Annotated in this window: 17 protein-coding genes; 2 read left to right on the forward strand and 15 right to left on the reverse strand. The window is 73.0% G+C overall.

Features of this window, described 5'->3' with window-relative positions; genetic code table 11:
- Position 1: 1 nt before the first annotated feature.
- The 13 genes from secD to pgsA form a co-directional block, all read right to left on the reverse strand.
- Positions 2–1,789, reverse strand: a complete 1,788-nt coding sequence (secD, locus tag LPA54_RS08555) for a protein translocase subunit SecD (RefSeq protein WP_228975404.1) — start codon at positions 1,787–1,789, stop codon at positions 2–4.
- A gap of 152 nt (positions 1,790–1,941) precedes the next feature.
- Complete coding sequence (yajC, locus tag LPA54_RS08560; RefSeq protein ID WP_228975407.1) at positions 1,942–2,436, reverse strand: preprotein translocase subunit YajC; 495 nt, start codon at positions 2,434–2,436, stop codon at positions 1,942–1,944.
- 164 nt (positions 2,437–2,600) lie between these two features.
- Positions 2,601–3,671: a Holliday junction branch migration DNA helicase RuvB gene (ruvB, locus tag LPA54_RS08565; RefSeq protein WP_228975409.1), complete on the reverse strand. Its 1,071-nt coding sequence runs from the start codon at positions 3,669–3,671 to the stop codon at positions 2,601–2,603.
- 37 nt (positions 3,672–3,708) lie between these two features.
- Positions 3,709–4,317, reverse strand: coding sequence for a Holliday junction branch migration protein RuvA (gene ruvA / locus LPA54_RS08570; protein ID WP_228975411.1), 609 nt, complete (start codon positions 4,315–4,317; stop codon positions 3,709–3,711).
- A complete protein-coding gene (gene ruvC / locus LPA54_RS08575; RefSeq protein ID WP_228975413.1) occupies positions 4,314–4,847 on the reverse strand; it encodes a crossover junction endodeoxyribonuclease RuvC in 534 nt (177 codons plus the stop codon). Before ruvC ends, ruvA begins: the two co-directional genes overlap by 4 nt.
- Positions 4,848–5,077: 230 nt before the next feature.
- The gene (locus tag LPA54_RS08580; RefSeq protein ID WP_228975415.1) at positions 5,078–5,830 is read right to left on the reverse strand and encodes a YebC/PmpR family DNA-binding transcriptional regulator; all 753 of its coding nucleotides are present in this window, start codon (positions 5,828–5,830) and stop codon (positions 5,078–5,080) included.
- A 60-nt stretch (positions 5,831–5,890) separates the two neighbouring features.
- The gene (pdxT, locus tag LPA54_RS08585) at positions 5,891–6,487 is read right to left on the reverse strand and encodes a pyridoxal 5'-phosphate synthase glutaminase subunit PdxT (RefSeq protein ID WP_228975417.1); all 597 of its coding nucleotides are present in this window, start codon (positions 6,485–6,487) and stop codon (positions 5,891–5,893) included.
- 5 nt (positions 6,488–6,492) lie between these two features.
- Positions 6,493–7,407, reverse strand: coding sequence for a pyridoxal 5'-phosphate synthase lyase subunit PdxS (gene pdxS, locus LPA54_RS08590; RefSeq protein WP_308112821.1), 915 nt, complete (start codon positions 7,405–7,407; stop codon positions 6,493–6,495).
- A gap of 247 nt (positions 7,408–7,654) precedes the next feature.
- Entirely contained in the window at positions 7,655–8,197 is a 543-nt protein-coding gene (locus LPA54_RS08595) for a hypothetical protein (RefSeq protein ID WP_228975419.1), read from the reverse strand.
- 11 nt (positions 8,198–8,208) lie between these two features.
- Positions 8,209–8,964: an N-acyl homoserine lactonase family protein gene (locus LPA54_RS08600; RefSeq protein WP_228975421.1), complete on the reverse strand. Its 756-nt coding sequence runs from the start codon at positions 8,962–8,964 to the stop codon at positions 8,209–8,211.
- Positions 8,965–9,029: 65 nt separating this feature from the next.
- The gene (locus tag LPA54_RS08605) at positions 9,030–10,193 is read right to left on the reverse strand and encodes a glycosyltransferase family 4 protein (protein WP_228975424.1); all 1,164 of its coding nucleotides are present in this window, start codon (positions 10,191–10,193) and stop codon (positions 9,030–9,032) included.
- Positions 10,190–11,101 (reverse strand): phosphatidylinositol mannoside acyltransferase, encoded by a 912-nt coding sequence (locus LPA54_RS08610; RefSeq protein ID WP_228975425.1) that lies wholly within the window; start codon positions 11,099–11,101, stop codon positions 10,190–10,192. The genes LPA54_RS08605 and LPA54_RS08610 overlap by 4 nt, the downstream gene beginning before the upstream one ends.
- Positions 11,098–11,766 (reverse strand): phosphatidylinositol phosphate synthase, encoded by a 669-nt coding sequence (pgsA, locus tag LPA54_RS08615; RefSeq protein WP_228975427.1) that lies wholly within the window; start codon positions 11,764–11,766, stop codon positions 11,098–11,100. Before pgsA ends, LPA54_RS08610 begins: the two co-directional genes overlap by 4 nt.
- Before the next feature lie 284 nt (positions 11,767–12,050).
- Here pgsA and LPA54_RS08620 point away from each other — a divergent pair, with 284 nt between their 5' ends.
- Positions 12,051–14,264, forward strand: coding sequence for an elongation factor G-like protein EF-G2 (locus LPA54_RS08620; RefSeq protein ID WP_228975429.1), 2,214 nt, complete (start codon positions 12,051–12,053; stop codon positions 14,262–14,264).
- 209 nt (positions 14,265–14,473) lie between these two features.
- Positions 14,474–16,096, forward strand: coding sequence for a hypothetical protein (locus tag LPA54_RS08625; protein WP_228975430.1), 1,623 nt, complete (start codon positions 14,474–14,476; stop codon positions 16,094–16,096).
- Between the two features lie 18 nt (positions 16,097–16,114).
- Here the strand turns inward: LPA54_RS08625 and LPA54_RS08630 are convergent, their stop codons facing one another.
- Entirely contained in the window at positions 16,115–16,675 is a 561-nt protein-coding gene (locus LPA54_RS08630) for an HIT domain-containing protein (protein ID WP_228975434.1), read from the reverse strand.
- A gap of 70 nt (positions 16,676–16,745) precedes the next feature.
- A complete protein-coding gene (thrS, locus tag LPA54_RS08635) occupies positions 16,746–18,725 on the reverse strand; it encodes a threonine--tRNA ligase (RefSeq protein WP_228975435.1) in 1,980 nt (659 codons plus the stop codon).
- Positions 18,726–18,759: the final 34 nt, after the last annotated feature.

An 18,759-nucleotide genomic window follows, 5' to 3' on the forward strand; every position in this document is an offset into this window, starting at 1 on the left:
CTCACGCCTCCTTCGGTTCGGTCGTGGCGGCTACGCGGCGGGTGCGGCGCAGCGGCGGCTGGGCGCCCAGCCGCTTGGGGTCCAGGCCGGACCAGGGGTGCTGACCGCCGAAGAACTTGCCGCGGGCCAGGATCGTCATCAGCGGCTTGGTGAAGAGGAACACCACGACGACGTCGAGGAGCGTGGTCAGGCCGAGCGTGAACGCGAAGCCCTGGACCTTGCCGACGGTGACGATGAAGAGCACCGCGGCGGCGAGGAAGGATACGAAGTCGGAGACCAGGATGGTGCGGCGGGCGCGCGGCCAGGCGCGCTCGACGGCCGGGCGCAGCGTGCGGCCCTCGCGGATCTCGTCGCGGATGCGCTCGAAGTACACGATGAAGGAGTCGGCGGTGATGCCGATCGCCACGATCGCGCCGCAGACGGCGGGCAGGTTCAGCGCGAAGCCGATGGCCGGGCCGAGCAGCGACATGATCGTGTAGGTGAGGACGGCGGAGGCGCCGAGCGACAGGATCGCGATCAGCGACAGACCGCGGTAGTACACCACCAGGTAGATGATGACGAGCGCGAGGCCGATCGCGCCGGCGATCAGGCCGGCCCGCAGCTGCTCGCCGCCGAGGGCGGCGGTGACGGTGGTGACGGACTGCTCCTCGAAGGAGAGCGGCAGCGCGCCGTACGACAGGATGTTGCCGAGGTCCTGGGCGGACTCCTGGTTGAAGCTGCCGGAGATCTCCGCCCGGCCGCCGGGGATGGCGGCGTCGACGGACGGCGCGGAGACGACCTCGCCGTCGAGGACGATGGCGAAGCGGTTCTGCGGCTCGGCCTGCCCGGCGAGGCGGCCCGTGATCTGGGCGAACTCCTTGGAGCCCTTGCCGTTGAACTCCAGCTGCACGATCCAGATGCCGCGCTGGGAGTCGAGCACGCCCTTGGCGTCGTCGACGTCCTTGCCGTCCAGCTCGGACGGGCCGAGGAGGTACTTCTCCCACTGGCCGAGGCCGTTGCGCCCGCAGGCGACGGTGGGCTCGGTCGGCTTGGCGGCCTTGCCGGCGGAGGCGCGCTGCTTGGGGTCGGCGCAGTTGAGAGCGGCGAACTTCGCCTGGAGGCCGGGGTCGGTGGCCGGGTCGGCCGACGGCGAGACGGCCGGGGCGGGCAGCGTGGAACCGCTCGGGCTCGGCGCGGCGGAGGGGCTGCCGGAGGGGCTCGGGGCCTTCTTCAGCGCGTCGGTGACGGCACGGCCCTGCGTGGTGGCGCTCGGCGAGGGGGACGACCCGGGCGCGGTGGCCTTGTCGCCCTCGTCCCCGCCCTTGCCGGACGGGGAGGCGGAGGGGCTGGGGCTGCCGGACGGGCCGGTGGAGGTGGAGGGCTCCGGTGCGGCCGGCTCGCTGGCCGCGACGGCCACGACCGGGCGGAAGTACAGCTGGGCGGTGGTGCCCACCTGCTGGCGGGCCTGCTCCTCGTCGGTCCCCTTGGGGATGTTGACGATGATGTTGTCCGTGCCCTGCTTCTGGACCTCGGCCTCCTGGACGCCCAGACCGTTGACACGGCGCTCGATGATGCCGATCGCCGTGTTCATGTTGGTCTCGTTGACGGCGCCTTCCTTGCCGGGCTCGGCCTCGGCCTTCAGCGTGATGGTCGTGCCACCCGCCAGGTCGATGCCGAGGCGCGGCGTGGTGTGACCGGACCAGAACATCCCGCCGGTGAGCGCGGCCATCGCGATCAGGATGAGTGCCAGGGCACGCCCAGGCCTCCCCTGGCCCCCCGACGGCCTTCTGCCCTTCTTCGGTGCTGCCACCTTGTCGTTTCTCCCTGTCCAACCGCCCCGCGCCGGGTGTGCGCGGGGCGGCCACGATGTGTGTGTGGGGACCTGCCCCCGCAGATACGCGATGTGGCCGTGCGGCCCGGGGACCTGCCGGACGCGTCGGCGCCGTCGGTCCCCGTGCGTGGCTACTTCGCGTCGCCCTCGCCGTCGGTCTTGCCGTCCTTGACGTCCCCCCGCGCGGTGTCGTCCGCGTCGGTCTTCTTCGTGAGGTCCGGCTTGGCGGTGTCGTCGGTGTCACCGGAGGCGGCGGCGGTGTCGCCGGCGTCGGCGGGCGGGACGAGCGAGGAGGCGTCGTCCGGCACGACCGGCAGGTCGCCGTCGCCGGCGTCCGCGCCCGTGTCGCCGTGGACGATGCGGTTGTACTCGTCGTCGTCGAGGACGGCGCCGATGGCGTTCTTCGCGTAGACGGCGTGCACGCCCGGCGCGACTTCGAGGAGGACGGTGTCGTCACCGACCTCCTTGACGGTGGCGTACATCCCCCCGATCGTGCGCACGCCGGTGCCGGGCTGCATCTGGTTGCGCATCTCCGCGGCCTGCTGCTGCTTCTTCTTCGCAGAGCGGGTCATCAGGAACATGGCCCCGATCAGCACAATGAAGGGGAGGAGGGTCAGAATATCCACGGGACGGAATTCCTTCGCACGACCGCGCTGGTGAGCGGCCTGATCTACGGGGGTGGGCACGCCGACCCGAAAGGGCGGCATCGGCGGAGTCTAGGCGAGTCCGCATCGATGGAACAACGCCCAGCATCGCACCGGGGTTCCTGGCGGTGCGAGTCTCCGCGCCGTCACGTCTCGAAGAGCCCCGCCTGCCCGGTCGCCGGGCCCGCCGCCTGCGGTGGTACGAGCCCGAGGTGGGCCCACGCGGCGGGGGTCGCGACCCGGCCCCGGGGGGTGCGGGCGAGCAGTCCCTCCCGTACGAGGAAGGGCTCGGCGACCTCCTCGACGGTCTCGCGCTCCTCCCCCACGGCGACGGCGAGGGTCGACAGGCCGACGGGCCCGCCGCCGAAGAGCTTCAGCAGGGCCCGCAGCACGGCGCGGTCCAGCCGGTCCAGGCCGCGCTCGTCCACCTCGTACACGGCGAGCGCGGTCGCCGCGATCTCGCGGGTGACCACGCCGTCGGCCCTGACCTGGGCGTAGTCGCGGACGCGGCGCAGCAGGCGGTTGGCGATGCGGGGCGTGCCGCGGGAGCGGCCGGCGATCTCGGCGGCGCCCTCCGCGTCGATCTCGACGTCGAGGAGGAGGGCGGAGCGGTGGACGACGCGCTCCAGTTCGGCGGGGGCGTAGAACTCCATGTGCCCGGTGAAGCCGAAGCGGTCGCGCAGGGGCGGCGGGAGGAGCCCGGCCCTGGTCGTCGCGCCGACCAGGGTGAAGGGCGGCAGTTCGAGCGGGATGGCCGTGGCGCCGGGGCCCTTGCCGACGATCACGTCGACGCGGAAGTCCTCCATGGCCATGTAGAGCATCTCCTCGGCGGGCCGGGACATGCGGTGGATCTCGTCGAGGAAGAGGACCTCGCCCTCCTGGAGGGAGGAGAGGATCGCCGCGAGGTCGCCGGCGTGCTGGATGGCCGGGCCGGAGGTGATGCGGATCGGGGCGCCCATCTCCGCCGCGATGATCATGGAGAGGGTCGTCTTGCCGAGGCCGGGGGCGCCGGAGAGCAGGACGTGGTCGGCGGTGGCGCCGCGGGCACGGGCGGCTTTGAGGACCAGGTCGAGCTGCTCGCGCACCTTCTCCTGGCCGATGAACTCCTCCAGGTCCTTGGGGCGCAGCGCCGCCTCGACGGCCTGGTCGTCGCCGTCGGCGGACGCGCCGACGAGCCGCTCGGCGGCGGTGGCGTCGGTCGTGTCGTCCCAGTTCATGTGGTGTGCCTCGCGGTGTGGTGGTGGGGCTGCGGGGTCAGCGGGCCCGGTTCAGGGTCTGCAGGGCGGCCTTGAGCAGCCGGCCGACCTGCGGGTCGCCGTCGGCCTCGGCCTGCGGGGTGACGGCCGTGACGGCCTCGTCGGCCTCGCGGGCGGCGTACCCGAGGCCGACGAGGGCCGCGTGGAGCTGGTCGCGCCAGCCGGACCCGCCGGCCGGGGCGGTGCCGGGCCGGACCGTGCCGAGGGGTGCGCCGAGCCGGTCCTTCAGCTCCAGCAGGAGCTTCTGGGCGCCCTTCTTGCCGATGCCGGGCACGGCCGTCAGCGCTTTCTCGTCCCCGGAGGCGACGGCCGTGCGAAGGGCGTCCGGGGTGTGCACGGCGAGCATGGCCTGGGCGAGCCGGGGGCCTACGCCGCTGGCGGTCTGGAGGAGTTCGAAGACCTGCCGCTCGTCGTCGTCGGCGAAGCCGTACAGGGTGAGGGAGTCCTCCCGGACGACCAACGACGTGTGGAGCCGGGCCTCCTGACCGATCCTCAGAGTGGAGAGGGTGTTCGGCGTGCACTGGACGGCCATGCCGACGCCGCCGACCTCGACGACGGCGGTGGTCGGGGCGAGGGCGGCGACCGGGCCGGTCACGAAGGCGATCATGGGGTACGGCCTTTCGACGCGAGCTGTGCGGCCACCGCCTGCTGGAGGCGGTTTTGGGCGGGGGCGCGCCAGATGTGGCAGATGGCGAGGGCGAGGGCGTCGGCGGCGTCGGCGGGCTTCGGTGGCGCCGCGAGCCGCAGCAGCCGGGTGACCATGGCGCCGACCTGCGCCTTGTCGGCGCGGCCGCTGCCGGTGACGGCGGCCTTGACCTCGCTGGGCGTGTGCAGGGCGACGGGGATGCCGCGCCGGGAGGCGCAGAGCATGGCGACGGCGCTGGCCTGGGCGGTGCCCATGACGGTACGGACGTTGTGCTGGCTGAAGACCCGTTCGACGGCGACCAGTTCGGGCCGGTGGGCGTCGAGCCACTCCTCGATGCCGCGCTCGATGGCGACGAGCCGGTGGCCGATGTCGGCGTCGGCGGGCGTGCGGACGACGCCGACGCCGAGCATGGTGAGGGGCCTGCCGGCGACCCCTTCGACGACGCCGACGCCGCAGCGGGTCAGGCCCGGGTCCACCCCCAGGACACGCACGTGGTCCCTCCCCCTTCTCGGTGGCCTCATCCGTCCGCCGATCCCGGCGGGCGGCGACACGGCGGCCGGCGGCCGGCCTCCGTGTCGGTCGCGAAACGGCTGGTCGGCGCCCTCGCCTTCGGGACGATGGCCGCGGTTGGCCAGGGTAGCCGCTGCCTCCGACAACGACGCGACGGGCCGACGGGGTGTGTCCCGTCGGCCCGTCGCGTCGGGCGCCGTCGCGCCGTGGATCAGGCGTCGACCTTGGCCATCACGTCGTCCGAGACGTCGAAGTTGGCGAAGACGTTCTGCACGTCGTCGCTGTCCTCCAGCGCGTCGATCAGCTTGAAGATCTTGCGCGCGCCCTCCTCGTCCAGCTCGACCTGCATGGTCGGGACGAAGTTGGCGTCGGCCGAGTCGTAGTCGATGCCGGCCTCCTGCAGGGCGGTGCGGACCGCGACCAGGTCGGTGGCCTCGCTGATCACCTCGAAGGTGTCGCCGAGGTCGTTGACCTCCTCCGCGCCGGCGTCGAGGACCGCGCCGAGCACGTCGTCCTCGGTCAGCTCGCCCTTGGGGACGATCACCACGCCCTTGCGGTTGAAGAGGTACGACACCGAGCCCGGGTCGGCCATCGAGCCGCCGTTGCGGGTCATGGCGACGCGCACGTCGGAGGCGGCGCGGTTGCGGTTGTCGGTGAGGCACTCGATCAGCACGGCGACGCCGTTCGGGCCGTAGCCCTCGTACATGATCGTCTCGTAGTCGGCGCCGCCGGCCTCCAGGCCGGCGCCGCGCTTGACCGCGGAGTCGATGTTCTTGTTCGGCACCGAGCTCTTCTTGGCCTTCTGGATGGCGTCGAAGAGGGTCGGGTTGCCGTCGGGGTCGGCGCCGCCGGTGCGGGCCGCGACCTCGATGTTCTTGATCAGCTTCGCGAAGAGCTTGCCGCGCTTGGCGTCGATCACGGCCTTCTTGTGCTTCGTCGTAGCCCATTTAGAGTGGCCGGACATCTGCCTGTCTCCTTCGCGTAACCCAATTCAGAACGAACCACCGGCGATCCTACCGGGATCTCATCCGAGCGCGGCGCGCACCATGTCGACGAACAGGGCGTGCAGCCGGTGGTCACCGGTGAGCTCGGGGTGGAAGGAGGTGGCGAGCGCGTTGCCCTGGCGCACCGCGACGATGTGGTCGTCGTGACGGGCGAGGACCTCCGTGGAGGCCCCGACGGACTCGACCCACGGGGCGCGGATGAAGACGCCCTCCACGGGGCCGCCCTCGACGCCGGCGACGTCGACGCGCGCCTCGAAGGACTCGTTCTGCCGCCCGAAGGCGTTGCGGCGGACGATCATGTCGATGCCGCCGAGCGTCTCCTGGCCCGAGCGCGGGTCGAGGATCTTGTCGGCGAGCATGATGAGTCCGGCGCAGGTGCCGTAGACCGGCATGCCGGCCGCGACGCGCTCGCGCAGCGGCTCCATCATGCCGAAGAGGTGCGCCAGTTTGGAGATGGTCGTGGACTCGCCGCCCGGGATGACCACTCCGTCGACCTCGGCGAGTTCTTCGGGGCGCCGGACCGGCCTGGCCACGGCGTCCGCCGCGGCCAGGGCGATCAGGTGCTCCCGGACGTCGCCCTGGAGGGCCAGGACGCCGACGACGGGGGTGTTGCCCATGGGTGTTACCAGCCCCGGTTCGCGTAGCGCTCGGCCTCGGGCAGGGTGTCGCAGTTGATGCCGACCATGGCCTCGCCCAGGTTGCGGGAGGCGTCGGCGATGATCTTCGGGTCGTCGTAGAAGGTGGTGGCCTTCACGATGGCGGCGGCGCGCTTGGCCGGGTCACCGGACTTGAAGATGCCGGAGCCGACGAACACGCCCTCGGCGCCGAGCTGGCGCATGAGCGCGGCGTCGGCCGGGGTGGCGACGCCACCGGCGGAGAAGAGCACGACCGGCAGCTTGCCGAGCTCGGAGACCTCCTTGACCAGCTCGTACGGGGCGCGCAGCTCCTTGGCGGCGGCGAACAGCTCGTTGTTGTCGAAGCCGCGCAGCTTGGCGATCTCGTTCTTGATCTGGCGCAGGTGGCGGACGGCCTCGACGACGTTGCCGGTGCCGGCCTCGCCCTTGGAGCGGATCATGGCCGCGCCCTCGGCGATGCGGCGCAGGGCCTCGCCGAGGTTGGTGGCGCCGCAGACGAAGGGGGTGGTGAAGGCCCACTTGTCGGAGTGGTTGACCTCGTCGGCCGGGGTCAGGACCTCGGACTCGTCGATGTAGTCGACGCCGAGGGACTGCAGGACCTGGGCCTCGACGAAGTGGCCGATGCGGGACTTGGCCATGACGGGGATCGAGACGGCCTCGATGATCTCCTCGATCATGTTGGGGTCCGACATGCGGGCCACGCCGCCGTCCTTGCGGATGTCGGCGGGCACGCGCTCCAGCGCCATGACGGCCACGGCGCCCGCGTCCTCGGCGATCTTCGCCTGCTCGGCGTTGACGACGTCCATGATCACGCCGCCCTTGAGCTGCTCGGCCATGCCGCGCTTCACGCGCGCGGTGCCGGTCTCGGGGGACTGCGGGGTGGTGGTGGGCGTGGTGGACACGAAGACCTCACTCGGGCATACGGGGCGGGTACGACGACCCGGGGACAACACAGGCGAGGAAACACGGCCCGCCCAGTCCACAGCAAGGGCCAATGGTGAGGTGGTGGCTCGTTTTGCCCACCCCGCGGCATCCGGGCCGGGACTCGGGGGTACGGCGGTGCGGCCCGGACGCCCGACAGCCGACAGCCGACAGCCCGCACCGCAGTCCGCACCCGGCACCGTACCCGGGGCGCTGGTGCGCGCCGCCTCAGGCCGCCCGGTCCGCCAGGGCCACCGGCGGCTCGTCGTCCATCTCGAACGCCATCGGGAACGGCGCGTGCCCCGCCAGCCGGAACCACCGCACCGCGCGGTGCCGCCGCAGCGCCCGGGCCGCGCGCACGGAGTCGTTGTGGAACCGCCGGGCCATCGGCACCCGTCGCACCGCCGCGGCCAGTTCGCCGGCCGCCTCGTCGCCGCCGGGCACCTCCCGTACGGCCGCCATCTGCTCCGGCTCGCCGAACACCGCGCGCAGCGCCTGGCTCAACTCGCTCTCCGCGACCTCCCGCTGCTCCTCCTCGGCCTGCCGCGCCGCGTGGGCGGCCTGGTAGAGGACGATCGACGCCGCCGGGTCGAGGACCCCGGCGGTGGCCAGCTCCTGGGCGACCGAGGCGCGGCGCAGCAACTGCGCGTCGAGCGCGGCGCGTGCGGCGTCGATACGGGCGTGCAGCCGGTCGAGCCGCCCCGCGGTCCAGCTCAGGTACAGGCCGATCGCGACGAGGGCGACGGCGATCCAGATCAGCGTTACGGTCACGGGCCGAAAGGCTACCGGGGCCGCCGCGCCGGCCCCTCCCCCGTCCGCGGGGCGCCCCCGCCCGGCGGCATGGCGCCCTCCCACACGGACCGGTCGTGGGCGAAGAGCACCCGCCCGGGGGCGAAGTCGGCCAGCCGGTCGAGCCAGGCCGGGTGGGGCGGCCGGTCGGTGCCGGGGGTGTGGAGCCCGGCCCGGCGGGCCATCTCGTCGGAGGCGAACTCCGACGCGAAGTCCCGGGCCTGCCCGGCGAGGACGGTCGTCCCCGCCGGCCCGGACACCACCAGCGACTGGTGGCCGTCGGTGTGCCCGGGGGTGGGGACGACCGTCACGCCGGGCCACACCTCCGCCTCGCCGTCGAGCTCCTCGTACCGGGCGCCGGGGTGGTCCACCAGGGCGTCGATGGTGTGGCCGCCCGCCCGGGCGGCGGCGAGTTCCGCGCGCTGGACGAGCACCGGCCGGCCGGCGAACGCCGGGTTGCCGCCGCAGTGGTCGAAGTGGAGGTGGCAGTTGACCACGAGCCGGACGTCCTCGGGCGCGGCGCCCGCGTCGGCGAGCGCGGCCCGCAGGTCCCGGCGCCGGGGCCGGTAGTGCGCCTCGGCCTCCGGGTCGCCCGTGCCGATGCCGGTGTCGAACAGCAGCAGACCGGCCGCGTGGCGCACGAGGTACGCCAGGACCGGCTCGACCCGCGGCAGGCCGGTGCCGGTCTCCACCGCGGGCCGCACGAAGTACCCCAGGTCGAGTCTGCGGACCACCGCGCTCCCGGCCATCGGCCCTCCCCCCCCTCCTGCCGCGCGCCCCCTCCGGGCGGACGGCGCCGCGTTCCGGACAGTACCTAGTCGCGCGCCAGCCCCCAGCGCGCCAGCAGCCCCGTGGCCCGCTCGTCGGTGGCGACGGAGGCCGCGCCGTCGGTGACCGTCTCGTACACCGCCAGGATGTCCGCCCCGACCGTCGACCAGTCGAAGCGCCGCACGTGCGCGCTGCCCCGGGCGCTGAGCTCGGCGCGGCGGGGCGCGTCGCCGAGGAGGCGGACGGCCGCGTCGGCGAGGGCGTCGGCGTCCTCGTTGGCGAAGAGCTCGCCGGCCGCGCCCCGGTCCAGGACCTGGGCGAACGCGTCGAGGTCGCTGGCGAGCACGGGCGCGCCCGCCGACAGCGCCTCGACGAGGATGATGCCGAAGCTCTCACCGCCGGTGTTGGGCGCCACGTACACGTCGACGCTGCGCAGCAGCCGCGCCTTGTCCTCGTCGCTGACCATGCCGAGGAACTCCACGCGCCGGCGCATCCCGGCCGGGAGGGACGCCACCGCCTCCTCCTCGTCTCCCCGGCCGGCGACCAGCAGCCGGGTGTCGGGGAGGGCGTCGAGGATGCGCGGGAGCGCCTTCATCAGCACGGGGAGTCCCTTGCGGGGCTCGTCGATGCGGCCGATGAACCCGAGCGTGCCGCCCTGCCAGGCGGCCTTCGGCTCGGCGCGGGCGAAGAAGTCCACGTCCACGCCGTTGGGGATGACGACGGCGTCCCCGCCGAGGTGTTCCACCAGCGTGCGCCGGGCGTACTCGCTCACCGCGATCCGCGCGCTGATCTTCTCCAGCGCGGGCTGGAGGATCGGGTACGCGGCGATCATCGCCCGGGAGCGCGGGTTCGAGGTGTGGAACGTGGCCACGATCGGCCCCTGCGCTGCCCAGCAGGCGAGCAGGCCCAGCGACGGCGACGTCGGCTCGTGGATGTGGATCACGTCGAAGGTGCCCTCGTGCAGCCACCGCCGTACCCGCGCCGCCGACAGGAAGCCGAAGTTCAGCCGGGCCACGGAGCCGTTGTACGGCACGGGGACGGCCCGGCCGGCCGAGACGACGTAAGGCGGCAGCGGCGTCCCGTCGTCGGCGGGGGCCAGCACCGAGACGTGGTGGCCGAGGCGGATCAGGTGCTCGGCCAGGTCGCGGATGTGGAACTGGACGCCGCCGGGGACGTCCCACGAGTAGGGGCAGACGATGCCGATCCTCACGCGGGCCCCCCGGGGGTCTCCAGGTCGGCGGACCACAGCCGCTGCAGCATGTGCCAGTCCTCCGGGTGCTCGGCGATGCCGCCCGCGAAGGCGTCGGCCAGCGCCTGGGTCATCACGGCCGTCTTCTCGGCGCGCGTTCCCGACGCGGGCACGTCCACGGGCTGGTGGATCCGACCCCGCATCGTCGTCGCGTCCTCGTACCAGAGCGTGGCGGGCAGCAGCAGCGCGCCCGTCTGCTGGGCGAGCAGCGCGGGCCCGGCGGGCATCCGCGCCCGCTCGCCGAAGAAGTCGACCTCGACGCCGGACGCCGACAGGTCGCGGTCGGCGACCAGGCACACCAGCCCGCCGGAGCGCAGCCGCCGGGCGAGCGCGCCGAAGGCGCTGCCGCCGGTGTGCGGGATCACCTCCATGCCCAGCGACTCGCGGTACGCCACGAAGCGGTCGTACAGCGACTCGGGCTTCAGCCGTTCGGCGACCGTCGTGAACGGCACGCCGAGCGCCCGGGTCGCCCACACGCCGGCGAGGTCCCAGTTGGCCAGGTGCGGGAGCGCCAGGACGACGCCCCGGCCGGCCGCGAGGGTGTCGGTCAGGCGGTCGATGTCCTCGATGCCTACGGACCGCCGCACCTGCTCCTCGCTCCAGGCCGGCAGCCGGAAGGACTCCATCCAGTACCGCATGTACGAGCGCATCCCGGCCCGGGACAGCTCCGCGAGCCGCCGGGGGTCGGCGTCGGGCACGACCCGGGCCAGGTTCGCCTCCAGCTGGAGCACGCCCCGGCCGCGCCGCTTCCACGCCGTGTCGGCGATGCGCCGGCCGAGCGCGGCGGCGACGGGCGCGGGGAGCTTCTTCACCGTGCTCCAGCCCGCCCCGTACAGGGCGTCGGTCAGCCGGTCCCTGGCGCCGCTCATGACGTGGCCTCGCTGCCCCTGGGGGTACCGCCGCCGGCGTCGGCCTCCGCGGCCTCGCGGCGGACCGTGACGACCCGCTGCCCGAGGGTCACCGCGCTGCCGACGGCCACCGCCCACAGGGCGACGGGCAGCAGGATCTGCACGCCCGGCACGCCGAAGCCGTGCAGGCCGGCCAGTCCCGCGGCGACGAGCGAGACGACGAGCCGCTCGGCCCGTTCGACCAGGCCGTTCACCGCGACGGGCAGCCCGATCGCCTCGCCGCGCGCCTTCGTGTACGACACGACCTGCCCGCTGGCCAGGCAGAAGATGGACACCGCGCACAGCACGTCGTCGTCACCGCCGCCGGCGTACCAGAGCGCGAAGCCGCCGAAGATCGCCCCGTCGGCGACGCGGTCCAGCGTGGAGTCGAGGAACGCCCCCCAACGGCTGGAGACGCCGGCCTGACGTGCCATGTTGCCGTCGACGAGGTCGGAGAACACGAAGAGCGTGATCACGATCGTGCCCCAGAAGAACTCCCCGCGCGGGAAGAAGACCAGCGCTCCCGCCACGACGCCCGCGGTGCCCACGAGCGTCACCGCGTCGGGGGTCACCCCGCGGCGGAGGAGAAACGCGGCGAACGGTGTGAGAACACGCGTGAAGAACGCACGCGCGTACTTGTTCAGCATGGCCTTCCCGAGGGGTAGGTGGCCGGGCGGCCCCTTCGGCCACCGGCTGGCCCATCGTAGCCACGGACGGTGGCGGCCGACCCCCGGGCACCCGCGGCACCCCTCCGACGTCGGTCGATGTCCGACGTATGGACGCAGCCCCGGCGGGGTGGAAAGCTCGAAGGACGACCGCGGGCACCGCAGGAGCCGACCCGCCCGGGCCGGGGCCCCGCGCCCCCACCCCGCTCCCCGTGACGAGCCCGCGCCCCCCACCTCACCGTCCACCAGCGATCGGGAGGAAGAACATGGGCGACAAGGCGCACACCCACCTCGGGGCCGCCGGCAGGGCGGCTACGGCCGACCAGCCCTCATCCATCAGGAACGTGGTGCTGGTCGGCCACAGCGGATCCGGCAAGACCACCCTCGTCGAGGCCCTCGCGCTCACCGCGGGCGCCGTCAACCGGGCGGGGCGCGTGGAGGACGGCTCCACGCTCTCCGACCACGACGAGATCGAACACCGCAGGCAGCGGTCGGTGCAGCTCTCCCTCGTCCCCGTCGAGTGGGGCGGTTGCAAGATCAACCTCCTCGACGCCCCCGGCTACGCGGACTTCGTCGGCGAGCTCCGCGCCGGACTGCGCGCCGCCGACGCCGCGCTCTTCGTCGTCTCGGCCGCCCAGGAGGAGGGCGCCGTCGCCGGCTCGACCCGGCTGATCTGGGAGGAGTGCGCGGCCGTCGGCATGCCGCGCGCCATCGTCGTCACCCACCTCGACACGGCCCGCACCGACTACGCGCGGCTCACCCGCGTGTGCGGGGAGCTGTTCGGCGGCGACGACCCCGACGCCGTCCTCCCGCTGTACCTCCCCGTCCTCGGCCCCGAGGCCCCCGACGGGCACGCCCCGGCCACCGGCCTGGTCGGCCTCCTCACCCGCCGGATCCTCGACTACTCCACCGGTGAGCGGCGCGAGGACCCGCCGGACGACGCGCAGCTCCCCCTGATCGAGGAGGCCCGCAACCGGCTCATCGAGGGCATCATCGCGGAGAGCGAGGACGAGACCCTCATGGACCGCTACCTCGCCGGCGAGGACATCGACCTCAAGACGCTCGTCGAGGACCTGGAGAAGGCCGTCGCCCGCGGCACCTTCCACCCGGTGCTCGCCGCCGCGCCCGCGCCCCCGGGCGGCCGGCAGGGCCTGGGCACCGTCGAACTCCTCGACCTGATCACCCGCGGCTTCCCCACGCCGTCGGAGCGGCCCGCCCCCGAGGTCACCACCCCCCACGGCGAGCCCCGCCCCGCCCTGTCCTGCGACCCGGACGGCCCGCTCGCTGCGGAGGTCGTCAAGACGACGTCCGACCCGTACGTCGGCCGCATCTCCCTCGTCCGCGTCTTCTCCGGAACGCTCCGCCCCGACGAGACGGTCCACGTCTCGGGCCACGGGCTCGCCGACCGGGGGCACGAGGACCACGACGTCGACGAGCGCGTCGGCTCCCTCTTCGCCCCGTTCGGCAGGCAGCAGCGCCCGATGGCCCACTGCGTCGCGGGCGACCTCGCCTGCGTCGCCAAGCTGTCGCGCGCCGAGACGGGCGACACCCTGTCGGCCAAGGACGACCCGCTCCTCATGGAGCCCTGGACCATGCCCGACCCGCTGCTGCCCCTGGCCATCCGGGCCCGCAGCAAGGCCGACGAGGACAAGCTCTCCCAGGGCCTCGCCCGGCTGGCCGCCGAGGACCCCACCATGCGGCTGGAGCAGAACCCCGACACCCACCAGGTCGTCCTGTGGTGCCTCGGCGAGGCCCATGTGGACGTCGCCCTCGAACGGCTGCGGGGCCGCTACGGCGTCCAGGTCGACGCCGTCCCCCACCGGGTCGCGCTGCGCGAGACGTTCGGCGCCCCCGCCGCCGCCCGCGGACGCCACGTCAAGCAGTCCGGCGGGCACGGCCAGTTCGCCATCTGCGACATCGAGGTGGAGCCGCTGCCGCCCGGCTCCGGCATCGAGTTCGTCGACAAGGTCGTCGGCGGCGCCGTGCCGCGCCAGTTCATCCCCTCGGTGGAGAAGGGCGTACGCGCCCAGGCCGCCCGCGGCGTCGCCGCCGGGTACCCCCTCGTCGACGTCCGCGTCACACTGGTCGACGGCAAGGCGCACTCGGTGGACTCCTCCGACGCCGCGTTCCAGACGGCCGGCGCCCTGGCCCTGCGCGAGGCCGCCGCGGGCAGCCCCGTCAGCCTGCTGGAGCCCGTCGCCGAGGTCCGCGTCCTCGTCCCCGACGAGTTCGTCGGCCCCGTCATGAGCGACCTGTCCGGCCGCCGCGGCCGCGTCGTCGGCACCGAGCAGGCCGGCCCGGGACGCACCCTGGTCCGCGCCGACGTACCCGAGCTCGAGATCGGCCGGTACGCCGTCGACCTCCGCTCCCTCGCCCACGGCACCGGCCGCTTCAGCCGCTGCTACGCACGCCACGAGGCGGTGCCGCCGCACGTCGCCGACCGGCTCCGCGCGCAGGAGCCCGAGCACTCCGCCCGCTGACCGCGCCGAGCGCCGCCGAACGCGGGCCGCCCGCCGACTCCCCTCCCGGCGGGCGGCCTTCGGCTGTCCCGGTTCCGACTGACGCGCGGGCCGACTCCCCGATAGGCTGGAGCGCCCAGCTCAGCAGGTGTGCGACCCGGCCGAGTTGGGAAGGGCCGCAGTGCGGGGTCAGGGATGCGGCACGTGCGTCGATGGGGGCGAAGGCGACAATGGACAGTTTCGGTCCCGGGGCCCAGGTCCCGCTCCAGGGCTCGGCCGGGCAGACGGTGGCCACGAACGCCCTGGCCTCCGCCGCGTACCGCGACAGCCCGGTCGACGACATCCTCAAGGCGAACAACGCCGGGTACGAGTCGACCGTCAAGAAGGGGAAGTTCTCCCTCTTCGAACCGAACCTGGGCGAGGCGTTCTCCCGGGCCGTCGTGGCGCGCATGCTCGGCGGCGCCCGCAAGCCGGTCATCCAGTCCTTCGGCACCGACCCGCAGCCGGTCGTCGAACACTGCCTCGCCGCCAACCGCATCCGCAAGGAGCGGGACCTGCGCCTGACGCTCATCACCCTGCTGTGCGGCGTGGTGTTCCTCCCCGGCCTGCTCCTGTGGCTGGTCGTCTTCCAGATCCGCCGCTCACTGGCCGGCGCCGCCAACAAGCGGGCCGGCGCCGCCGGCACCACCCTCCTCCTCGGCGTCGGCATCCTCGCCGCGCTGGCCCTGTGGAAGCTGCCGCTGGACGGTTTCTGGCCGCTGTACGTCCGGGCCGCGATCATCGCGCCGGTCGTCGGCTGGTACCTGGCCAAGCACGTCTGCGAGACCACCGCCCAGGACCTGAGGGCCCGCTGGGAGGCGCTGCTGAGCGGGGGCGGCGTCGCGGCGAAGATCCCCGAGGCCGTCCCGCAGAGCCCCGGCGAGACCGCCGCCGAGGAGCTGCGCCAGTCCCTGGCGAAGCTCACCGCGGAGCAGCGGTCCAACATCGTCTTCTACGCGGGCCCGCGCGGCATACTCGGCATGGGCACGCGCTGGGGCGGCTGGCACCTCGCGGAGGAGCTGAAGCCCCGCGACGGCAAGGAGATCCACGCCTTCCGCACCTGGGACGTCATACGGCCCATCCACGACCAGCTGAAGCTGCTCGAACGCGGCTCGCTGAAGACGGGCTTCCCCAGCCCGTCCGTCCACCACTGGGTGGTGGTGCCCGTCGGCGACGGCGCCAAGGAGGTCGCCCGCCCCGCCGGCGAGGACGTGGTGCTGTACCAGGTCAAGCCGCACGAGATCCAGCGCATCTGCAACGAGAACCAGTTCGGCAAGGGGAACCGGCACTACCTGGGCGTGCAGTTCGTCCTGTGGGACGGCCAGCTCGTCCTGACGATGCTCGTCACGGTCACCGCCCTCCTCCACACGCTGCGCATCGAGGTGTCGGGGCACGCGCTCGGCCCCGTCCACTCCCTCTTCACGAGCAAGCCCGCCGCGAAGACCCGGGAGGTCTCCAAGACCGTCCGCTTCTGGGAGACCCGCGAGATCAAGCTGCCCCTCGTGGAGACGAACGAGGTGGTCCGGCTGGCCGTCCGCGCCCCGCTCACGTGGTTCCCGCCGGTGCTGGACTTCCTCGGGGGCAAGCTGGTCCTGCCCGAGCCCTTCGGCCTGCGGCACGCCTGGGCGGAGCCGCCGTGGAAGCACCGCTTCATGGCGGACGACGTCATCCGCGCGTCCACGCCCGTGATGCGCGCCGTCCACGCGGCGACGGTCCGGATGCTCGACGAGCACGGCGTGGACACCAGCTCGCTCGCCGGCAGCAACTTCACCGCCGACCCCACACCGCGGAAGGCGGACGTGTACGACGCGTGACGACCGGGCGGCCCCGGCTCAGGCCCGGGGCCACGCCTCGGCGAGCATCCGGCGGGTGTCGCCGAGCAGCTGCGGCAGCACCTTGGTACCGGCGATGGCGGGCATGAAATTGGTGTCGCCGCCCCAGCGGGGCACGATGTGCTGGTGCAGGTGGGCGGCGATCCCGGCGCCGGCCGCGCCGCCCTGGTTCATGCCGATGTTGAAGCCGTGCGCGCCGGAGGCCGTGCGCAGCGCCGTCATGGCCTGCTTGGTCAGCAGCGCCAGCTCGGCGGTCTCGGCGTCGTCCAGCTCCGTGTAGTCGGCGACGTGCCGGAACGGCACGACCATGAGGTGCCCGCCGTTGTACGGGTAGAGGTTGAGCACGGCGTACACCGACGTGCCGCGGGCGACGACCAGGCCGTCCGCGTCGGACTTGGCCGGGATGGTGCAGAACGGACAGCCGTCGTCGGCGCCGGGGCCGGTCGGCTTGTTCTCCCCCTGGATGTACGCCATCCGGTGGGGCGTCCACAGGCGCTGGAACGCGTCAGGCGTCCCGACTCCGATCTGCTGCTCCGGCTCAGTCGTCATGCGGGCCAGCATATTCGCTGGACGTGACGGCGGAAGCGCCGAGGGGCGGCCCCGGTGACCGGGACCGCCCCTCGGCTCGGGGTCACACCTGGACGCGGCGCTCCACCACGTCGACGATCTTGGCGATGGCCTCGTCGCGGGCGATGCCGTTCTCCTGCGAGCCGTCGCGGTAGCGGAAGGACACCGTGCCCGCGTTCATGTCGTCGTCGCCGACGATGACCATGAACGGGACCTTCGACTTCTGCGCGTTCCTGATCTTCTTCTGCATGCGGTCCGAGGAGGCGTCCACCTCGATCCGCAGCCCGCGCTCCCGCGCCGCCTCCGCGAACTCGCGCAGGTACGGCACGTGCGCGTCGCCGACCGGGATCCCGACCGCCTGCACGGGGGCGAGCCAGGCGGGGAACGCGCCGGCGTAGTGCTCCAGGAGCACGCCGAAGAACCGCTCGATGCTGCCGAACAGCGCCCGGTGCAGCATGACCGGCTGCTGCTTGGAGCCGTCCGCCGCGGTGTACTCCAGGCCGAACCGCTTGGGCTGGTTGAAGTCCACCTGGAGGGTCGACATCTGCCAGGACCGGCCGATCGCGTCCCGCGCCTGGACGGAGATCTTCGGCCCGTAGTAGGCAGCGCCGCCCGGGTCGGGCACCAGCGGCAGGCCCTGCTTCTCGGCTGCCTGGCGCAGCGCCTCCGTGGCCTCCGCCCAGTCCTCGTCCGAGCCGATGAACTTGTCGGAGTCGTCCCGGGTGGACAGCTCCAGCTCGAACTCGTTCAGGCCGTAGTCGCGCAGCAGGTCCAGGACGAAGGTGAGGAGCTTGTCCAGCTCCTCGGCCATCTGCTCCTTGGTGCAGTAGATGTGCGAGTCGTCCTGCGTGAAGCCGCGCGAGCGGGTCAGGCCGTGGACGACGCCCGACTTCTCGTAGCGGTAGACCGTGCCGAACTCGAAGAGGCGCAGGGGCAGTTCGCGGTACGAGCGGCCGCGCGACTTGAAGATCAGGTTGTGCATCGGGCAGTTCATCGCCTTGAGGCGGTAGTTCTGCTCGTCGAACTCGATCGCGGGGAACATGCCCTCCGCGTAGTGCGGCAGGTGGCCCGAGGTCTCGAAGAGCTTCTCCTTCGAGATGTGCGGCGTGTTGACGAACTCGTAGCCGGAGTCCTCGTGCCGCTTGCGGGAGTAGTCCTCCATCACCTTGCGGATCACGCCGCCCTTGGGGTGGAAGACGGCGAGGCCCGGGCCCAGCTCCTCGGGGAAGGAGAACAGGTCCAGCTCCGCGCCGAGCTTGCGGTGGTCGCGCTTCTCGGCCTCGGCGAGGAACTCCAGGTGCGCCTTGAGCTCGTCCTTGGACGGCCACGCGGTGCCGTAGATGCGCTGGAGCTGCGGGTTCTTCTCACTGCCGCGCCAGTAGGCGGCGGCGGAGCGCATCAGCTTGAACGCCGGGACGTTCCGGGTGGTCGGCAGGTGCGGGCCGCGGCAGAGGTCCTTCCAGCACAGCTCGCCGGTCTTCGCGTCGAGGTTGTCGTAGATGGTCAGCTCGCCCGCGCCGACCTCGGCGTCGGCGCCGTCGGCGGCCTGTGCGGCGTTGCCCTTGAGGCCGATGAGCTCCAGCTTGTACGGCTCGTCGGCGAGCTCGACGCGGGCGTCCTCGTCGGTGGTGACGCGGCGCGAGAAGCGCTGGCCCCGCTTCTGGATCTCCTGCATCTTCTTCTCGATGCGCTTGAGGTCCTCGGGGGTGAAGGGCTCCTTGACGTCGAAGTCGTAGTAGAAGCCGTCCCGGATGGGCGGGCCGATGCCCAGCTTGGCCTCGGGGAACAGCTCCTGCACGGCCTGCGCCATGACGTGCGCGGTGGAGTGGCGCAGGATGTTCAGGCCGTCCTCGGAGGAGATCTCCACGCCCTCGACGGTCTCGCCGTCCCGGGGCGCGTACGCGAGGTCCTTCAGCTCGCCGTCCACGCGGGCCGCGATGACGGTGCGCTCGCCGGCGAAGAGGTCGGCGGCCGTAGTGCCCGTCGTCACCACGCGCTCTTCCCGCTCGGAATCGCGTTGGATGATCACACGGACGTCTGACACCGGTCTCTCCTGACTGAAGGGGGAGCGCCCCAGA

Source organism: Streptomyces sp. DH12, from assembly GCF_020873895.1.
GTDB lineage: Bacteria > Actinomycetota > Actinomycetes > Streptomycetales > Streptomycetaceae > Streptomyces.

Coding starts and splice junctions, on each gene's coding strand:
- ruvB (WP_228975409.1), bottom strand. CDS start 3,671: ATGAACTGGGACGACACGACCGACGCCACCGCCGCCGAGCGGCTCGTC.
- ruvA (WP_228975411.1), bottom strand. CDS start 4,317: ATGATCGCCTTCGTGACCGGCCCGGTCGCCGCCCTCGCCCCGACCACC.
- LPA54_RS08580 (WP_228975415.1), bottom strand. CDS start 5,830: ATGTCCGGCCACTCTAAATGGGCTACGACGAAGCACAAGAAGGCCGTG.
- pdxT (WP_228975417.1), bottom strand. CDS start 6,487: ATGGGCAACACCCCCGTCGTCGGCGTCCTGGCCCTCCAGGGCGACGTC.
- LPA54_RS08600 (WP_228975421.1), bottom strand. CDS start 8,964: ATGGCCGGGAGCGCGGTGGTCCGCAGACTCGACCTGGGGTACTTCGTG.
- LPA54_RS08610 (WP_228975425.1), bottom strand. CDS start 11,101: ATGAGCGGCGCCAGGGACCGGCTGACCGACGCCCTGTACGGGGCGGGC.
- pgsA (WP_228975427.1), bottom strand. CDS start 11,766: ATGCTGAACAAGTACGCGCGTGCGTTCTTCACGCGTGTTCTCACACCG.
- LPA54_RS08620 (WP_228975429.1), top strand. CDS start 12,051: ATGGGCGACAAGGCGCACACCCACCTCGGGGCCGCCGGCAGGGCGGCT.
- LPA54_RS08625 (WP_228975430.1), top strand. CDS start 14,474: ATGGACAGTTTCGGTCCCGGGGCCCAGGTCCCGCTCCAGGGCTCGGCC.
- LPA54_RS08630 (WP_228975434.1), bottom strand. CDS start 16,675: ATGCTGGCCCGCATGACGACTGAGCCGGAGCAGCAGATCGGAGTCGGG.